Raw genomic sequence first — 16,264 nt, 5'->3', positions numbered from 1 at the left:
CCGGTCCCCGGCGGCGTCGGCCCCATGACCATCGCCTGCCTGCTGGCCAACACCCTCACCGCCTGCTGCCGCGCAAACAAACTCCCCGAACCAGAAGGCCTGACCGCGTGATATACGCGGGGGCCGGATCGGACCCTTCGGACCGGCCCCCTTTTTTGGCAGGCAAAGTTCCAGCCAAATCGCTCCCTGACTGCCCCCTGACTGCATGGACAAAGCGCCCTGAATGGGTTTGACAGCCGAACAAATCGTGATATCCCTGTAATCCCAGTTGGTTACAGGTGAAGACACTGTTGTGTCTGACGCATTCGGGTTGAGCTATGCTAATTCATGCACAAAAGCGGTATGACGTCTAAAATAAGTATAATCCAGAAGGCATTTTCGCTGCAGCGTGTGGTAGCGGGTTTGGTCTTTCTTCCTTTACTTGCATATGCGTTTCCACCCTTCCTTGATTCTGACCTGTCATTTGGATTGCGGCTTGTATTCTGGGCCGGAGTGATGGTCCTTGCTTTGATGGTGACCGGGCTTGCCAGAAAGCTGATGCGGAAGAATCCCGTTTTCCTGAATGTTCCGGCGCGGGACCTGGCATTTGTTACTTTGACCCTGGCATTGTTCACGCCCTCACTTTGGATGTTGGCCTGGGTTCTTTTCACCTGTGGTGGATATATGGCACCGGACGCCGAAAGGGTTGTGGTTTATGGCGCTTTGTTCGCGACTGGCTTGATGCTTGTTCAGCGCAACGATCTGAATGCTGCGGCAAGTACTGAATCTGATCCTGAAAAACCACGCCTTGTCAAACGTTTGCCACCCAGGTTCAACGGGAAAATCTATCGCCTGACCGTTCGGGATCACAATGTAGATGTTGTCACTTCAGAAGGTATCTTCACGCTTCGGTCGCGTTTCACGGATGCCATAGCCGAAATGGAACCTGTCCCGGGCCATTGTTCGCACCGTTCGCATTGGGTTACCGACGCGTCCATTGTAAGTGTCGAAAGAAAAGGTGGTAAAACCTTTTTGAAACTGGTCAATGGCGATCTGGTTCCGGTCAGCCGGAAATACAAACCCATGCTGGAAGAGGACGGCCTGATCTGAACCTATCGCGGCATTGGCATCAAGTGAGGATGCGGGCCTGTGAGGATCGCCATCGCCTGCGATCCCATGAGTGCCGACAGCACATGATCCGAACTGCGCAGCCCCCCGGTAAAGGTGCCATATGCCGGAAGTATCAGGCGATGATCGTTCAGCAGAAAGGCGGGCCGTGAAATATGACGCCCCTTGATCCTGACCCGGACTTTTGGATGGTAATGGCCGGAAACTTCGCCTCGCGCGGGATCCTGCGCGATATGACGGAAAACAAGCGGACCACGGTGCCATTCGAACAGATGGGTTCCACCCAGCTCGATAGGACCGGGATCGTGGTTCCCCTCAATCCAGATCCACTCACGTCCGGACTGTAAGGTCGCGATCCTCAGCATTTCTGATTTTGGCAGCGCCCGGGCAGCTTCAAGATCGTCGAAGCTGTCGCCCAGACATACAACGGTTTTGGCGTTCGTGTGCGCCAGATCATCCTTCAGGCGGTCCAGCGTTTCACGGCTGTCATAAGGCGGAAGCGAAGGCCCACCACGCCGCGCCACGCGCTCGGATTTGCCCAAGTGCAGGTCCGACACGCACAGCAAGCTTTCGTCTGGCCACCAAAGCGCACCGGACGGCAAAGCACACAAGCACTGACCCGCAAACGGAAACTCAAGTTCGTTCATGATACGTTCTTGACCTGTTTCAGCACCCGGCGCAAGCAGATCAAAGCTGTTCCAACCCCGCCTCTTGCAGCAGACGCGCGCTTTCTTCCGCCAGAAGCCTTTCTTCGGCACTGCCTTTCACCGGCACTTTGCCAACCTCAAGAAACAGTGGTGCTGACAAGGGCGAGACACGCTCGAGCCGCACCAGATCGATTCTGTCGCCAATTCGGGCCAACATTGTTTCGATCCGACCGAAATCGACAAGCCCGCGCATGGCTTCTTCGCGGGTGATCTGCATCAATAGGTGATCGGGATCGTATTTCAGCAAGGTGTCATACAGGATATCTGACGAAAACGTAGCCTGCCGCCCGCTTTTGCGTTGCCCTGCCATGTTGCGTTCGATCAGACCCGCAATGGTGGCCGATGCACGAAACGTGCGCTTCATAACGGCGTTACCTGCCAGCCAGGTGTCCAGCCCGTCGCGCAGCGCATCGGGTTGAAGCAACGGGCGAGGATCGGTAACTGCGTCCAGACCCCAGATCAGCGTGGCATAGTCCGTGGCGACAAATCCCAGCGGGGCCAGTCCGGTTTCCTCCATCCGTTTGGTCAGCAGTAGGCCCAGTGTTTGTTGCGCGTTGCGACCAGCGAATCCGTAGACGCACAGATGTTCACGCCCATCGCTGGGAAAGCTCTCGATCAGCAGACGATCACGCTGGGGCAGGCGGGACATCTGGCGCTGCAAATCCAGCCATTCAGCCGTATGAGGGGGAAGCTGTGGCCAGTCAGTTTGGGCAAACATGCGCAGAATGCGGTCGCTGAGTTGCGTGGAGGTTGCGAATTTCGTGCCCGAAAAGGTCGCAATCTTTGGCTTTCGGTCTGCGCGCCGCGAGACTTCGACCACCATCTCGCGCAGTCCCTCATACCGCACGATTTGCCCGCCGATCAGGAAGGTGTCGCCGGGCGTCAGCGAGGCAGCGAATGCTTCTTCAACCTCACCCAGAGGTTTGCCGCCCCGGTTACGTTTCAGACGAACTTTGAGCGTATCCGTGTCCTGAATAGTGCCTAGATTCATACGAATGCGCGATGCGGCGCGTGGGTCGCGCAACTGCCATTGCCCGTCGGTACGCTGCTGCAACCTTTGCCAGCGATCATAGGCTTGCAGAGCATAGCCGCCGGTGGCGCAGAAATTCAGGCAGGCGTCAAACTCTGCCCGCTTCAGCTGAGCGTAAGGCCCGGCGGATGTCATCTCGGCATATAGATCATTTGCGTTAAACGGCCCGGCACAGGCGGCAATCAGGATATGCTGACACAAAACATCGCGCGGGCCGCGACCGCGGGGTTCCCCATCCAATTCATGGGCTTTGGCGGCCTCTAGCGCGGCGACGCATTCGACCACTTCGAAGCGATTGGCAGGCACCAAAAGCGCCTTGGAAGGTGCGTTATAGCGGTGGTTGGCCCGTCCTATCCTTTGCACCAGCCGTTTGACATTCTTGGGCGCGCCGATCTGGATCACCAGATCGACATCCCCCCAATCGATGCCCAGATCCAGCGAACCGGTGCAGACGATGGCGCGTAAGTCCCCCCGAACCATCGCCGCCTCGACCCGCTCGCGCTGTTGTCGGTCCAGACTGCCGTGATGGATACCGATGGGCAGACCGTCATCATTGGCCAGCCAAAGATTGTGAAAGAATATCTCGGCCTGGGCGCGCGTATTGTGAAAGATCAACGTGGTCTTGTGATGCTTGATCTGCTCCAGCACAGCTGGGATGGCATAAGCCGCGCCACCACCAGACCAGGGTGGCATCTGTGGCGTTTCCAGCATTCGGATATCCGGGTCCGGGCCGGGGTCGGCCTGTACAATCTGGCAGGGATCAGGATGGCGGGCCAGAAAGCGGGCAATCGCAGCAGGATCTTCCACCGTCGCCGACAACCCGACGCGGCGCAGATCGGGATTGAGGCGTTGCAGACGCGCCAGCGCCAGAATCAGCTGATCCCCGCGCTTGCTTTCAGCCAGTGCATGGATTTCATCGACAATGATCCGCTGCACCCCTTCAAACATTCGCGGGGCATCCTCGTACGAGGTCAGCAACGCCAGACTTTCCGGCGTGGTCAACAGGATATGCGGCGGATCGGCCCGCTGGCGTTTCTTTTGCGTGGCCGAGGTATCACCGGTTCGGTCTTCGATCCTGACAGGCAGGCCGATCTCATCCACGGGGGTGCGCAGATTGCGTTTTATGTCGGCGGCCAGCGCCTTGAGCGGCGAGACATAGATTGTGTGCAATCCATTGTGATCAGCATCCGCAAGTTCAGCCAGCGACGGCAGAAACCCGGCCATGGTCTTGCCGCCACCGGTGGGCGCAATCAGCAGTGTCGCCGGGCTGCATGCGCGGTCGAACATCTCTTGCTGATGCGGGTGGATGGACCAGCCTTTGGTGGAAAACCACGCGGCAATCCGTGCGGGAATCTGCGTCATGAACGCAGACTACCCGCCCCGGAGTGGTAATGGCACGGCGTTATTTGACGATTTTCTCGTCTTTGACGAACATGTTGGCCCAGGCCCGGTCGATCAGTTCGGGGCTCATCTGATAGGGGATGCCTTCGAACTCGCAGATCGAGATCATCTGGTCGATCAGAAAGATCGGTTGATAGTTGGCGTAGATGTTGTTGATGGTCGGGTATTTGACCTTCAGCAGATGCACCAGCGCCGCCTCATCCAGTGGCATCCCGCGTTTACGCGCAACCATGGCGAAAATCTTCAGGAAGTTCTCCTGATTCGGACCGTCGATCTTGATCTTGAAGAAAATCCGGCGCAGGGCTGCCTGGTCAAAGATCTCGTTCGGGTGGAAGTTGGTCGAGAAGATGACCAGCGTATCAAATGGAACTTCGAATTTCTCACCCGATTGCAGGCCCAGGATATCCTTGTTTTCTTCCAGTGGAACAATCCAGCGGTTGACCAGCGCCTGCGGCGGTTCGGCCTGACGGCCAAGGTCGTCCACGATAAAGATGCCGCCCGTGGATTTCAGCTGTAGCGGTGCCTGATAGGTTCTTGCCGTGGGGTTGTAGACAAGGTCCAGCATACTAAGCGACAGTTCGCCGCCGGTAACCACGGTCGGGCGTTCACACTGCACATAGCGTGAGTCGAACCGCTTGCGGCGGCGCAGGCTGTTCGGGTCGTCGGCTTCCTGCTCGATCGCGGTATGCACGATCGGGTCGTAGACCGTGATCACCTGACCCGCATATTCGATGGCATAGGGGACATAGACATTGTCCCCCAACGCATCGCGAATGCCGTTCGAGATGGACGACTTACCGTTGCCCGGCGGTCCATACATCAGGATCGACCGGCCTGCGCTGACCGCCGGGCCCAGATGATCCAGCAGGCTGTCGGGCAGAACCAGGTGCCCCATCGCATTGGTCAGCTGGTCGCGCGTGACCTGAATGTTGCGGATCGACTGGCGCTTGACCTGCTCGCGATAGACGTCCAGCGGGACGGGCATCGCACCGAAATACTCGGACTGGCTGAGGGCATCCAGTGCGCGGGCCTTGCCGGCATCAGTCAGCTGATATCCCATCTCGTTGCCACTGTTGGCGTTCAGCGTCCCCGTAGCCTCAAGCAGCTTTTGCTCGCGCGCGATATCGATCAGTTCCTGCGTGACTGCGCCGGGCAGACATATGGCTGCTGAAACTTCTGACACTGTGCTCGCATTCTTGCGGAATATGGTCTTCAGCAAGATGTCCCGCATCATCACCAGCGGAAGCTTCATTTCGCCTAACCCCTTCGGGGCAGGGGGGGCCATAACAGAGGAAGTCTGCATATTCATGCGCGGTGCTCGTTCGTCAAATTGTAACGCCAATTGCCCGAATAAGGGCGACTTGAAGGAAAAGTGACCCAGCTTTGTGGCGGGACAAAGGCAGCGGCAAGGCGCGCTGATGATAGTTTACGAACCGAGAACAGTACCCAGAATCAGATACATGGCCAGCGATCCACCCAGTGCGAACCCCATGGGGAACTGTTTGCCCCGATCCCAGCTTTCCCAATGTGGAGCAATGGTACGCAACCTTGTGATTTTCGCCAAACGGTGCGTGACCACAGCGGCCAGAATACAGGCGGTCAGAATAAGCAGAACCAGCTTCAGATCGCCAAGCCAGACAAACGGCGCGGATGCGGCAAGAAATTTCGCGTCGCCCGCACCCATCGCTCCCGAAGCGTTCAGGAGAATGCCGAAAATCAACACCACGAGGATATGTAGAAGGTGCCAGAAATAGATCGGCATCGACACATTGATCAGTAGCAGATGGCCGCTAACCGCGCCGGTGGACCACGGTGGGATAGCAATCAGCCCGACCACGACATAAATCAGAGCCAGGGCAACTACTGCATGGTTCTTGATCCGCATCTCACGCAGATCCGTAAAGGCCACGTAAAAGCAGATCGGCAGCACAAAGGGCAGGAACCATGCCGCCGCCGCAGCGGGGATTTGCATGTGTCAGGCCTCTTCAAGCGCACGAAGCGACCGGACCGCTTCATCGAAATGCTGCGGATGGGTGGCAATGGCCTCGCGGAACAGGTTTTTCGCGGTTTCTACGTCGCCCTGCTTGACTGCGGAAATCCCCATCGTGTTCAACAGTTGGGCCCGTTCGACCTGGGTCATTGGAACCACCGGAAGGCTGTAGTTGCCCTGCGCTGACCGGGCCAGCACCAGATTGTTCTTGGCAGTGAACAAAGAGCTGTCCTGACGAATTGCGTCGGTGAACAGGCGTTCGGCTTCGGCATACTGGCCGCGGGTCAGCTTCGAGTACCCCCAATTGTTCATCACGCTGCCTGGGCGGGTGGTTAGCCCTACGGCCGTTTCATAGAAATGATCAGCCCGCTTCCATTCTTTCCGGGAATCCGCGACCACCGCCTCAAGGCGGTAGCGTTTGAAGGTTTCGAATGTCGGGGGAACCGAATCCAGAACGGTTTTGGCCTGAGACCAGTCGCCATTTCGCACTAGCGCATCGGCGTACTCGACCTTGTCCGCGGCGTTCGTACCCTTCATTGTCGTCACGCGCTTCCACGCTGCTGCCGCTTCGGTGGTGCGTTTTGCGCGACCCAGGGATATTGCCAGCCCGCGCTGAAGGTCGATGCGATCAGGGTTTTTGAGTGCGGCACCGTGAAAATAGGTCACCGCCTCGTTCGGGTCGGCGGCATTCAACAACACATCGTTCAGGTTGGTTTCGTCAATGACGTTCACTTCCTGAAACGTACGTTCCACCTTTTCCTCTTCGGTTTCCTTTGCACATGCCGAAAGGAACAGACCGCTGATAATAACAGTCGGAATCAAGAATTGCTGGCGCATTTTTGCGTCCTTTACTGCTCTTGCCTCGATTACTGGATCTTGCGTAGCGCGAATTGCCCGTCGCCAAGCTGCTCCAGTGTAAATTCTTGTTGTTCTTGCGGGATATTATTAACAGGATTTTCCATTTTTGCGAGCGCTAAGCGCAGATTGTCGCGGATTGCGTCACTTTCGCCATTGTCCAGCGCATAAGCCCGTTGAAAGACCTGCGCCGCTTCGGGGTATTCCTGTTTCTCCATCAGCAGAACGCCCAGATTATTCCATGCAACAGGCCAATCCGGATCGTCTTCCACGGCGCGGCGCAGCAGTTCTTCGGCCTGCCCTAAACGCCGCAACCCAAGATTGGCGGTACCCAGAGAAGTCAGGACCTGTGTCGTCATGCCCTGATCCAACGCGGCACGGGTAAAGGTCTCAAGCGCCAGTTCGTATTCACCGGCAGCCATCAGCCGGTTTCCGACCTCGATATTGTCTTCTGCTTGTCCCCTGGGATCAACTCCCGGCGCATCCAGTCCGTTTGGTGTCAGGCCTTCTGTGCAAGAAGCCACCATGGCGCAAACCACGGTGGCCTTAAGTATTCGGCGAAACCCGGAAGGGAAGCACCTGAATTCAGCTTTCATAGGGTTTTATCCGCCCGCACGCCCGAAACTCGAAATGACATTCGCCGACGGGCCGACCAGAATGATCAGCAGTGGCGGAACTGTCAGCATCATTGTGACAAGAGTCATCTTGGTAGGCAACTTGTTCGCAGCCTCTTCGGCCCGCATCACGCGTTTGTCGCGCATTTCAGCGGCGTATACCCGCAATGCCTCGGCAATGGATGTACCGAAAGTCGCCGACTGGATCATCACGGTGACGAATGAGTTCACGTCCTGTACGCCGCAGCGCACTCCGAAATCGCGCAAAACAGTGTCTTTGTCCTTACCGGCTTTCATCTCGTGTGCGACGGTTTCGAATTCCTGAGCGATATCGGGGTAGGAGGATTTCATTTCACCGGACACACGAACGATGGCCTGGTCCAGTGACTGCCCGGCCTCAACGCAGACCAGCATCAGGTCAAGCGTATCCGGAAAACCTGCGGTAATCGCCTCTTTGCGTGCTTCGACCCGGCGCGTGATCCAGTACTTCGGGGCGAAATAACCAATTGCGGCTGGCACGAACACCCGGATCATCATTTGCTGGCCGGTGAATTCCTGGCCGTTTGACAGGACCGTAATCAGCAGAACACCGACAACGATACCAATGATACCCAGCGAAAATTGCGCAAAGTGAAAGAACCGGACCGCATCTTTTGACCGGTAACCCGCCTGACGCAGCTTCAGCTCAACCGCCGAATACTCTTCTTCGTTTTTCGGCTCCAGGAAGGTCGCGAATTTCTCAAGCTGCTCATTGCGGCTGGAGTTACGCAGTTGCTCTTTCTTGCTTTTTTTCGTTGCCCGTGGGGCTGCATTCGACCGCTGAAGCTTTTTCAGAGGATCTTCCGGCTGGCTCATAATCAGTGAGACGGCGACAAGAACCATGATCAGGCCAAGTACACCCACTACGATAAGGGGGCCGAACTCACCCAGGTGTTGGGTCAGCAGGTCATTGATGTTGGTCAGAAATTCCATTGTGCTGCCCTCAGACCTTGATGTTGGTGATGATCTTCATGACGATCAGGTTCAGTGTCAGCAAAATGCCGACAATGAAACACGCAGGGATGAACCAGGGGTGATCCAACACTTCGTCATAATACCCCGGATCCTTGACCAGGATGAAAATCAGACACGCAATTGGGAAGCCAGACAGGAACTTGCCGGACCACTGTGCTTCGGCCGTGATGGCCTTGACGCGTCGGAACAGGCGGAACCGCGCGCGGATCACCTGTGCCAATCCAGCCAGAATTTCGGCCAGATTACCACCGGACTGCTGCTGAATACCCACTGCAACGGCCAGGAACCGCAAATCCTGCATATCCAGACGTTCAGCCATATCTTTGAGCGCCTCGCCCACATCGCGCCCATAGGCGCATTCATCCGCGATAATACCAAACTCGGTTCCCAGCGGATCCTGAACTTCGTTGGAAACAACCTGAATTGTCGAAACGAAAGGATTACCCACACGAAGCGAACGCACCATCAGCTCAACCGCGTCAGGCAGTTGCTCTTCGATCATGCCCATACGTTTCTTGGCCTTGTGGTTCACCCACGCGTAAACACCGCCAATACCGATGGCGATTGAAATCGCGGCGCGCAGCGCCGTTTCTGTCGCGGTACCGATGCTCAGACCGACAAACGCCATGGCCGAGACCAGCGCCATGATCATGATCAGCTGACGGGGAGAAAACGCAATCGCGGCTTTTTGAGCCTTGTCAGCAAGCAGAGAATACAGAGGGATGCTCTGTGATTTCATGTGCTGCTGCATTTCCTTGCGCAGCTGCTCCAGAACCTGTTCGCGCCCGGCACCCTTTTCCAGCATGTCCAGACGCCGGTTTACCCGGCTGTTCAGGCTGATGGATTTGCCGAACGCAACCAGATAGATGCCCTCGACCAGGGCAAGAACCCCCACAAAGATGGCGACATAGATGATCGCCTCCATAGGCAATTGCATACCCGGTTCTCCTACATTGTGGTTGGGTCGTAGATGGATGCGGGCAGATCAAAACCCCACAGACGGAAGCGTTCCGAATAGTGGCTGCGCACACCAGTTGCCGTAAAGTGACCGATGATCTTGTTGTCAGGTGTAAGGCCAACACGTTGAAAACGAAAGATTTCCTGCATTGAAATCACGTCACCTTCCATACCGGTAATTTCGGTGATCGAGGTCATCCGGCGCGAACCGTCCTGCAATCGGCTGGCCTGAACGATCAGGTTTACAGCGCTTGCGATCTGGCTGCGGACGGCCTTAATGGGCATTTCGATGCCGGCCATCGCGATCATGTTTTCCAGACGTGAAATCCCGTCACGGGCCGAGTTCGCGTGGATCGTGGTCATCGAACCGTCGTGACCAGTGTTCATGGCCTGCAACATGTCGATCACCTCGGCGCCGCGTGTCTCGCCCACGATGATGCGGTCAGGGCGCATACGCAGGGCGTTTTTCAGACAGTCGCGCGGGCTGACCTCACCTTTGCCTTCCACGTTGGGCGGGCGGCTTTCCATCCGGCCCACATGCGTCTGTTGCAACTGGAGTTCCGCTGTATCCTCGATGGTCAGGATGCGTTCGGCATCGTCGATAAAGCTGGACAAAGCGTTGAGTGTGGTCGTTTTACCAGAACCGGTACCGCCCGACACAATGACGTTCAGGCGGGTCGACACGGCAGCTTGCAAATAGGCGGCCATTTCCTCGGTGAACGCACCGAAATTGACCAGATCATCAATACCCAGCTTGTCTTTTTTGAACTTACGAATCGAAACCAGAGACCCATCAACCGCGATAGGGGGCACCATGGCGTTGAAACGCGATCCATCGGCCAGTCGGGCGTCAACATAGGGGTTGGATTCATCGACTCGACGGCCTACCGCAGACACGATCTTGTCGATGATCCGCATCAGGTGCTTTTCATCCTTGAACGTGATGTCGCTGATTTCCAGCTTGCCGGCACGTTCCACGAATATCTGATGCGGTCCGTTGACCAGAATATCGTTGACCGTATCGTCCTGCAGCAGCGTCTCAAGCGGGCCAAGGCCTGTTACTTCGTCATAAAGTTCTTTGTTCAGCTGCGATCGGTCGTCGCGATTCAGAACGATGTTCCTGGTTTCCAGAACTTCGCTGGCGATCGCGCTGATTTCAGCCCGCAGTTCCGCTTCGGCCGCGGTCTCCAAAGCCGCGAGGTTCAGGTTTTCCAGCAACTCGCGGTGCAGTTCGATCTTGATCTCACTCAACCGTTCTTTGCGCTTTCGATCACGGTCGGCCCCAGCAACCTCGGCGGCTTTCTTCTGAGGTCTGCGTGCGACGGCAGTTGCTGCGGGGGTGGGGGCAGCTTGTGCGGCGGGTGCCGCTGTCTCGGCTGGCTGCGCAGCTGCTTTTACCGGCTGCGCTGCTGGCTGTTTTTTATATCTTGAGAACACGGCGATCCCCCCTTGGGATGATGTTACGCAGCTTCAGCGCTGCTGCTGCCAAGGCTGTGAAGTGATTTGGCCAGCTTCGCGATTTCCCGGCGAAGCGGGTTCTTGGCGGCCGAATTTGCCAGCGGCAGGCCATGATCGCCACTTTGCATGACAGGTTTGCCCCCATCAGGCAGCAGCAGGTCAATTGAGATGCCAAGGCTTTCCCCCATACGTTTCACGCGGCTTTTTCCATTCAAATCGGTGAATTTGGGGGCGCGGTTCAGCGCAAAGCGCAGCTTGTTGAAGGGCAGTTCTTCGGCCTGCAATGCGCGCTTGAGGCGCAGGGCGTTCTGAGCCGATCGCATATCAAGCTCGATCATTGCAAAATATACATGCGCCGCCTGCAAGACCGTTTCCGACCACAAGACCAGCGTTTTGGGCATATCCACAACCACATAGTCGAAATGTGTGCGCGCCACGTCAATCACGCGCTGGATGTCCTCGGGGGTAATCAGGTCCAATGGCACCATGTCGGATGGTGCAGTCAGGACCTGAAGTTTTTCTTCATAAGTTTGAAGAGCTTGTGAGAAAACCTCGCTGTCCATCGAATCCGTATCCGACAGCATTTCGAACACCGTCTCGCGGCGTGCCAGGTCCAGATAGGTTGAAACCGTGCCGTATTGCAGATCCAGATCGATCAGACAGACAGACGGGGCATCCTTGTCCGAGGCACAGGCCAGTTCCCAGGCCAGGTTTACCGCCAAAGTCGTGGATCCCACGCCACCAGCAAGTCCCTGAACGACGAACAACGCGCCTTCTTTCGATTCGCCATTTGCCAATGGAACAGCTGCTGCTTGCGCCATGACAACCGGATCGGGCTGCTTCATGCGTTCGACCGCTTCCTGCAATTCACCTTCCGGCAGCGGGTAGGGGACAAATTCGTCCGCGCCCTTGCGCAGCAATTGGTGGAGCGAAGCTGGTGTGACGTCTTCGGCGATCAGGACGACCTTGATCTTCTTTTCCTTGGCCCGCGTGATGATTTCACCCATCAATGACAGGTTGTCTTCATCTTCCCCGTCGATTGCCAATGCAACGAATTCAAGCGCTTCGGCTTCTGGCTGGCTGAAAAAGGCCAGCGCTTCGGCAAAGCCCAGGTCGCCCCAGCGCTCGCCCAGAATGGTTTCCATGTCTTCAATCAGAAGGTCAAAATTCTGGACATCCCGGCTTATGGTGCAGGCCAGGATTGCAGAATTTTCGTCTTGCGGCGTTGCGCTGGTCATAAACACTATCCTCGTCGTGAGGGCTCAGCATGTCATATGAACGAATTCCGCCAGATTGATGTGCTGTCGCCCCAATACGGTCAAATTTGGCCGCAGGTCACCCTATTGTTCACAATGTTGCTTTGAAGTTGGGCAAGAATTGGGCGCAAAAGAACCAATTGTAGGGAAATGGGCGACGATGTCGCCCATTCTGATTGTATTATCCACCAGAGCTAACGGCACTAGTTCGTCGTATCCGTCGCAGTCACGTCCCCGATCACGGTCTTCCAGGCCGCACTTTCGACGTATTCGCGGTAGATGACGTTGGCGTATTTGCCGTCCAGCAGTTGTGGGTGTCGATCAACAAAGCCCGAAACTTCGGTTACAGTCCTGCGGTTGCGACGATCCCGGTTCGGTGTTGCGATCAATGGCTGTGTTTTTCCATAAGATACAACGGCTTCCAGGCGCGAGCGCGAGATCCCTTGCCGTTCCAGGAATGCCACGACTGCCTGTGCACGGCGCATCCCAAGGCTCTTGTTGTAGCTTGTTGAGCCTACGGCGTCTGTATGCCCGTAAACCCGGAACCTGGCTTCGGGAAACTGTTTGATCCAGTCAGCCTGCTGCAGGAGGATGCGTTGGGCTGATGCGTCCAGTTGCGAACTGTTGAAGGCAAAGTTCACTTGACTGGGCACATCTGCGGCAAATCTGCGACCGAGAATCTGAGCATATGTCAACTCGCCGTTTTGAACCTGAATATTGTTCAATGTCGCGTTTCCGAAGGTTCCGGCATCGATCTCGTATCCGGCTTCGCGCGCACATGCGGCAACGGCGACCGTAAGACCCAGTGTGATGATCCACTTCTGCATTGGTCCTATCCTCCTGATCAATCTAGGACGTAGCCGTACGAGCTGCCGAAATCCTGTTTGGCAATTTCGGACGCTCCGCCAGCTCCGGGACGCTGTGTACGAGCAACCCGACCATTCACGAACAGGTCAAATTCACTGGGCGGTTTGACACGATCAGTGGGAAGGGCAAGTGCCTCGCCACGTGTCGGTGTTACCAGATGCGCTGTGATGATAATCACAAGTTCAGTCTGTTGCCGCTGATAGTTAGCGCTGCGGAACAACGCACCTAAAACTGGTACGTCGCCCAGCCAGGGAACCTGATTGCTCAAATCAGCAAAATCGTCTTGTATCAGCCCTGCAATGGCAAAGCTTTCACCGTCGCGCAATTCAATAGTCGTCGACGCCCGGCGAGTAATAAAGCTGGGGACTGAATCGCCGTTGATCGTAAAGTCCGAGCTTTGATCGATAGTGGAAACCGCTGTTCCCATTTCGAGGTTGATCAGGTTGCCGTCCACGACCCGTGGGATGAAGTCCATTTCGACGCCGAAGGCTTTGTACTCGATTCCGACAACACCGTCATCCTGCGGCACCGGGATCGGAACCTCACCACCTGCCAGGAACGTTGCTTCCTGTCCAGACAGCGCCGACAGATTCGGTTCGGCCAGGCTGCGGGCCAACCCCTTGCTTTCAAGCGCCTCCAGCAACAATCGAACCTGGGTTGAGCCGGCGCCGAAGCCAAACAGGATCGCACCCGTATTGGCCTGAACTGCCGGTATATTATTGGCCAATGCGTTGGTAAGTGCTAACTGGTTGTTGAGCGTATTGAGGCCACCGGTTACGTCACTGCCGCCGAATCCAAGCGAAGCCGACAGACTTTTCGCGACTGAGCGATTCATCTCGGCGAAGCGTACCTTCAGCATAACTTGCTGCACGCCACCAACGGACATCAGGTTCGAAACACGTTCCGGCGCGTACCGTTCAGCCAATTCAAGTGCGCGGGCCAGTTTGGCTGCGCTTGAAACCGTGCCGGATAGCACAATCCCATCATTGGCGGTGCGCACTTCCACCTGCTCGTTTGGCAGGATCTGACGCAGACGCTCTTTAAATTCGGTTACATCGGGTGCAACCCGGACACGTACGTTGGCCAGCAGATTTCCCGCGCCATCGAACAGTGTCAGCGTGGTCAGGCCCGGGGCCTTACCCAAAACATAGATTGTGCGATCCGAAAGCGATGAGATGTCCGCAATGCCTGCGTTGGCAATGCTGAGCTCTGCAAACGGTTGTTCGCTTTCCACAACAATCGCGCGATTCATTGGTACATCCAGTGTTTCCACCGTGCCCTTTTTTACCACGCGAAGGGTTTCAGCCCAGGCGGCATCGCCGACCGGGCCCATAACAAGCGACAACCCCAGCAGGGTTGCGCTGATCCAGGAACGTATTGTCATGTGACCTGCCTCTCCGATCACGCCTCGTTTTTTTGGGTCTTATGCCCTATGTTCAAAGAGACTGCGCGAAATCCGAATTTATTGCAATAATCAATGGTTTCTGGAATTTTCCTTATGTGGAGAATTGGCAACAACAACAAGAAAAGAGCCGCATCTGAGATGCGGCTCCGATCTTGTAACACTCTGAATTGGCGTCAATTTGTACAGGGGATAGGCACGTTGACAATCTCGCCACCGCGTCTGATGCGCGTCGTGCAGACCTGTTCAACTTCTTTTTCGGGTTCCGGTGCGGCTGCCGTAATTCCAAGCAGTTTGCGCTGATCCACCTCGATTGTCGACGCAACTGAGTCATCCTGCACCCCTACAAGAGCCAGTGACAGGCGACCGGTGTTCTGGGCCTGCGCCAGCGCAGCAACCTGTTCCGGTGTGGCTGCGACCGTGACTGTGCGCGCAATCGTTGCGCTTGCGACGTCCGAACCAGCGGTCTGGTCGACGGCGATGAGCTGAACGTTGGCTTCGATCAGTTTGGTGATGCCGCCGGTATTGCCCTCGACGGTGCCGCTCGATCCGGTCCAGTAGATGTCAACATTGTCGCCGGGGCGCAGGAACCCTGAAACACCGGAGGCCACGTCGACGCTGATCGCAAAGGCGCGCATACCTTTTTCAAGTCGCGAGGTCAGGCCAGCCGATTCGCCTGGCCGTGTAATCTTGACCTCCATAATCGCCTCATCCTTTTCCATGGTCCTCAGAATATAACGCTCATTGGCACCACTTTCGGGAAACAGCACAGTGAGATCAGAGAATGTACCTGCGGGAATCGCGTTTTCTGGCCAGTCTACGGCACGAACGTCTTCCTGCGTCAGGCGTTCACCATATTTCAGCGCACGATTTGAAACGTAAACAGTTACCGTTGGAATGACATCGACTTTGGCGTTGGCCAGCGCTTCTTCCGCCGCTTGTTTCTGTCGCGCCAGTTCGCTTTGGTAAGCCGCAATATAGTTGCGCGCCATGTAAACGGCGCCCCCAGCCAGAGCAACGCCGACAATCAGGACAAGTCCGAATACCGCTCGCATACATGCACCTCTTTCTTATTTAGTCGAATACTAAGCGGCCAAAGGGCCGCTTTGAAACAGCCCAAGTGTTAAATGTAAATTGTGTCGAAATGTGGGACAAAAATGTCTGCTTGTTAGATTCTGCGTGAGTTTTGGACATTGCCGCGGAACTGCTGAGGTTTTTTGTTCACGATGAGCTGGGTTGAACCAAGCAAAACAAACGCCGCGCCTGTGAAGGTCGCAGCGCTGTATGCCCAAACATTTTCAATGTAGGATTCAGAAAACCCAGTTAACGTGAAAACCAACTGAGGTTCAGTTGGTTCCTGCCGTGATTATACCAGCATTAGCATCGTTATTTGTGCCTGTGCTTACGACGGCGGTACTCATTGCTTCGTTAACACCGCCACCCATGCCGGTTACACCCGCGTCGATTACGCCATACGCAGCACCGGACAGTCCTATAACTGCGGCTGTAAGGACGACCCAGTCTACAGTAACCGCACCGTCCTCGCTGGATTCAAAGAACTTTAGGAACTTGACCATCGCTGTCTCCCTGAATGACTTTCCCAATT

Annotated in this window: 15 protein-coding genes and 1 pseudogene; 2 read left to right on the top strand and 14 right to left on the bottom strand. The window is 56.0% G+C overall.

Annotated elements, in window-relative coordinates:
* Both AC2FND_RS11085 and AC2FND_RS11080 read left to right on the top strand, forming a co-directional pair.
* Positions 1 to 111: pseudogene (locus AC2FND_RS11085) on the top strand (bifunctional methylenetetrahydrofolate dehydrogenase/methenyltetrahydrofolate cyclohydrolase); the annotation flags it as partial.
* A gap of 384 nt (positions 112 to 495) precedes the next feature.
* The gene (locus tag AC2FND_RS11080) at positions 496 to 1,089 is read left to right on the top strand and encodes a LytTR family DNA-binding domain-containing protein (RefSeq protein WP_496769723.1); all 594 of its coding nucleotides are present in this window, start codon (positions 496 to 498) and stop codon (positions 1,087 to 1,089) included.
* Between the two features lie 2 nt (positions 1,090 to 1,091).
* On the opposite strand, the gene pdeM is transcribed toward AC2FND_RS11080, so the two are convergent.
* The 14 genes from pdeM to AC2FND_RS11010 all read right to left on the bottom strand — a co-directional run bounded on the left by pdeM (position 1,092) and on the right by AC2FND_RS11010 (position 16,235).
* A complete protein-coding gene (gene pdeM / locus AC2FND_RS11075; RefSeq protein WP_496769721.1) occupies positions 1,092 to 1,754 on the bottom strand; it encodes a ligase-associated DNA damage response endonuclease PdeM in 663 nt (220 codons plus the stop codon).
* A 40-nt stretch (positions 1,755 to 1,794) separates the two neighbouring features.
* Positions 1,795 to 4,206: a ligase-associated DNA damage response DEXH box helicase gene (locus tag AC2FND_RS11070; protein WP_496769719.1), complete on the bottom strand. Its 2,412-nt coding sequence runs from the start codon at positions 4,204 to 4,206 to the stop codon at positions 1,795 to 1,797.
* 40 nt (positions 4,207 to 4,246) lie between these two features.
* Complete coding sequence (locus AC2FND_RS11065) at positions 4,247 to 5,554, bottom strand: DUF8689 domain-containing protein (RefSeq protein WP_209505546.1); 1,308 nt, start codon at positions 5,552 to 5,554, stop codon at positions 4,247 to 4,249.
* Positions 5,555 to 5,671: 117 nt separating this feature from the next.
* Positions 5,672 to 6,217: a prepilin peptidase gene (locus tag AC2FND_RS11060; protein WP_480488513.1), complete on the bottom strand. Its 546-nt coding sequence runs from the start codon at positions 6,215 to 6,217 to the stop codon at positions 5,672 to 5,674.
* Between the two features lie 3 nt (positions 6,218 to 6,220).
* Positions 6,221 to 7,072: a tetratricopeptide repeat protein gene (locus AC2FND_RS11055; RefSeq protein WP_480488512.1), complete on the bottom strand. Its 852-nt coding sequence runs from the start codon at positions 7,070 to 7,072 to the stop codon at positions 6,221 to 6,223.
* A 29-nt stretch (positions 7,073 to 7,101) separates the two neighbouring features.
* Entirely contained in the window at positions 7,102 to 7,686 is a 585-nt protein-coding gene (locus AC2FND_RS11050) for a tetratricopeptide repeat protein (protein WP_480507738.1), read from the bottom strand.
* A gap of 6 nt (positions 7,687 to 7,692) precedes the next feature.
* Complete coding sequence (locus AC2FND_RS11045) at positions 7,693 to 8,676, bottom strand: type II secretion system F family protein (protein WP_267363022.1); 984 nt, start codon at positions 8,674 to 8,676, stop codon at positions 7,693 to 7,695.
* 10 nt (positions 8,677 to 8,686) lie between these two features.
* Positions 8,687 to 9,655 (bottom strand): type II secretion system F family protein, encoded by a 969-nt coding sequence (locus AC2FND_RS11040; protein ID WP_496769715.1) that lies wholly within the window; start codon positions 9,653 to 9,655, stop codon positions 8,687 to 8,689.
* An 11-nt stretch (positions 9,656 to 9,666) separates the two neighbouring features.
* Positions 9,667 to 11,112 carry a TadA family conjugal transfer-associated ATPase gene (locus AC2FND_RS11035; RefSeq protein WP_209505559.1) on the bottom strand — a complete coding sequence of 482 codons (1,446 nt, stop codon included), beginning with the start codon at positions 11,110 to 11,112 and terminating at the stop codon, positions 9,667 to 9,669.
* A 23-nt stretch (positions 11,113 to 11,135) separates the two neighbouring features.
* The gene (locus tag AC2FND_RS11030) at positions 11,136 to 12,371 is read right to left on the bottom strand and encodes a CpaE/TadZ family protein (RefSeq protein ID WP_480484367.1); all 1,236 of its coding nucleotides are present in this window, start codon (positions 12,369 to 12,371) and stop codon (positions 11,136 to 11,138) included.
* 221 nt (positions 12,372 to 12,592) lie between these two features.
* The gene (locus AC2FND_RS11025) at positions 12,593 to 13,216 is read right to left on the bottom strand and encodes an OmpA family protein (RefSeq protein ID WP_480507746.1); all 624 of its coding nucleotides are present in this window, start codon (positions 13,214 to 13,216) and stop codon (positions 12,593 to 12,595) included.
* A 17-nt stretch (positions 13,217 to 13,233) separates the two neighbouring features.
* Positions 13,234 to 14,640 carry a type II and III secretion system protein family protein gene (locus tag AC2FND_RS11020; RefSeq protein WP_496769712.1) on the bottom strand — a complete coding sequence of 469 codons (1,407 nt, stop codon included), beginning with the start codon at positions 14,638 to 14,640 and terminating at the stop codon, positions 13,234 to 13,236.
* A 194-nt stretch (positions 14,641 to 14,834) separates the two neighbouring features.
* Positions 14,835 to 15,713 carry a Flp pilus assembly protein CpaB gene (gene cpaB / locus AC2FND_RS11015; protein ID WP_209505569.1) on the bottom strand — a complete coding sequence of 293 codons (879 nt, stop codon included), beginning with the start codon at positions 15,711 to 15,713 and terminating at the stop codon, positions 14,835 to 14,837.
* A gap of 291 nt (positions 15,714 to 16,004) precedes the next feature.
* The gene (locus AC2FND_RS11010; RefSeq protein WP_480507752.1) at positions 16,005 to 16,235 is read right to left on the bottom strand and encodes a hypothetical protein; all 231 of its coding nucleotides are present in this window, start codon (positions 16,233 to 16,235) and stop codon (positions 16,005 to 16,007) included.
* Positions 16,236 to 16,264 lie beyond the last annotated feature (29 nt).

The organism is Ruegeria sp. BHSB056, from assembly GCF_059613305.1.
The sequence above is the reverse complement of the archived record's forward strand: the minus strand, read 5'-3'. Positions and strand labels throughout refer to the sequence as shown.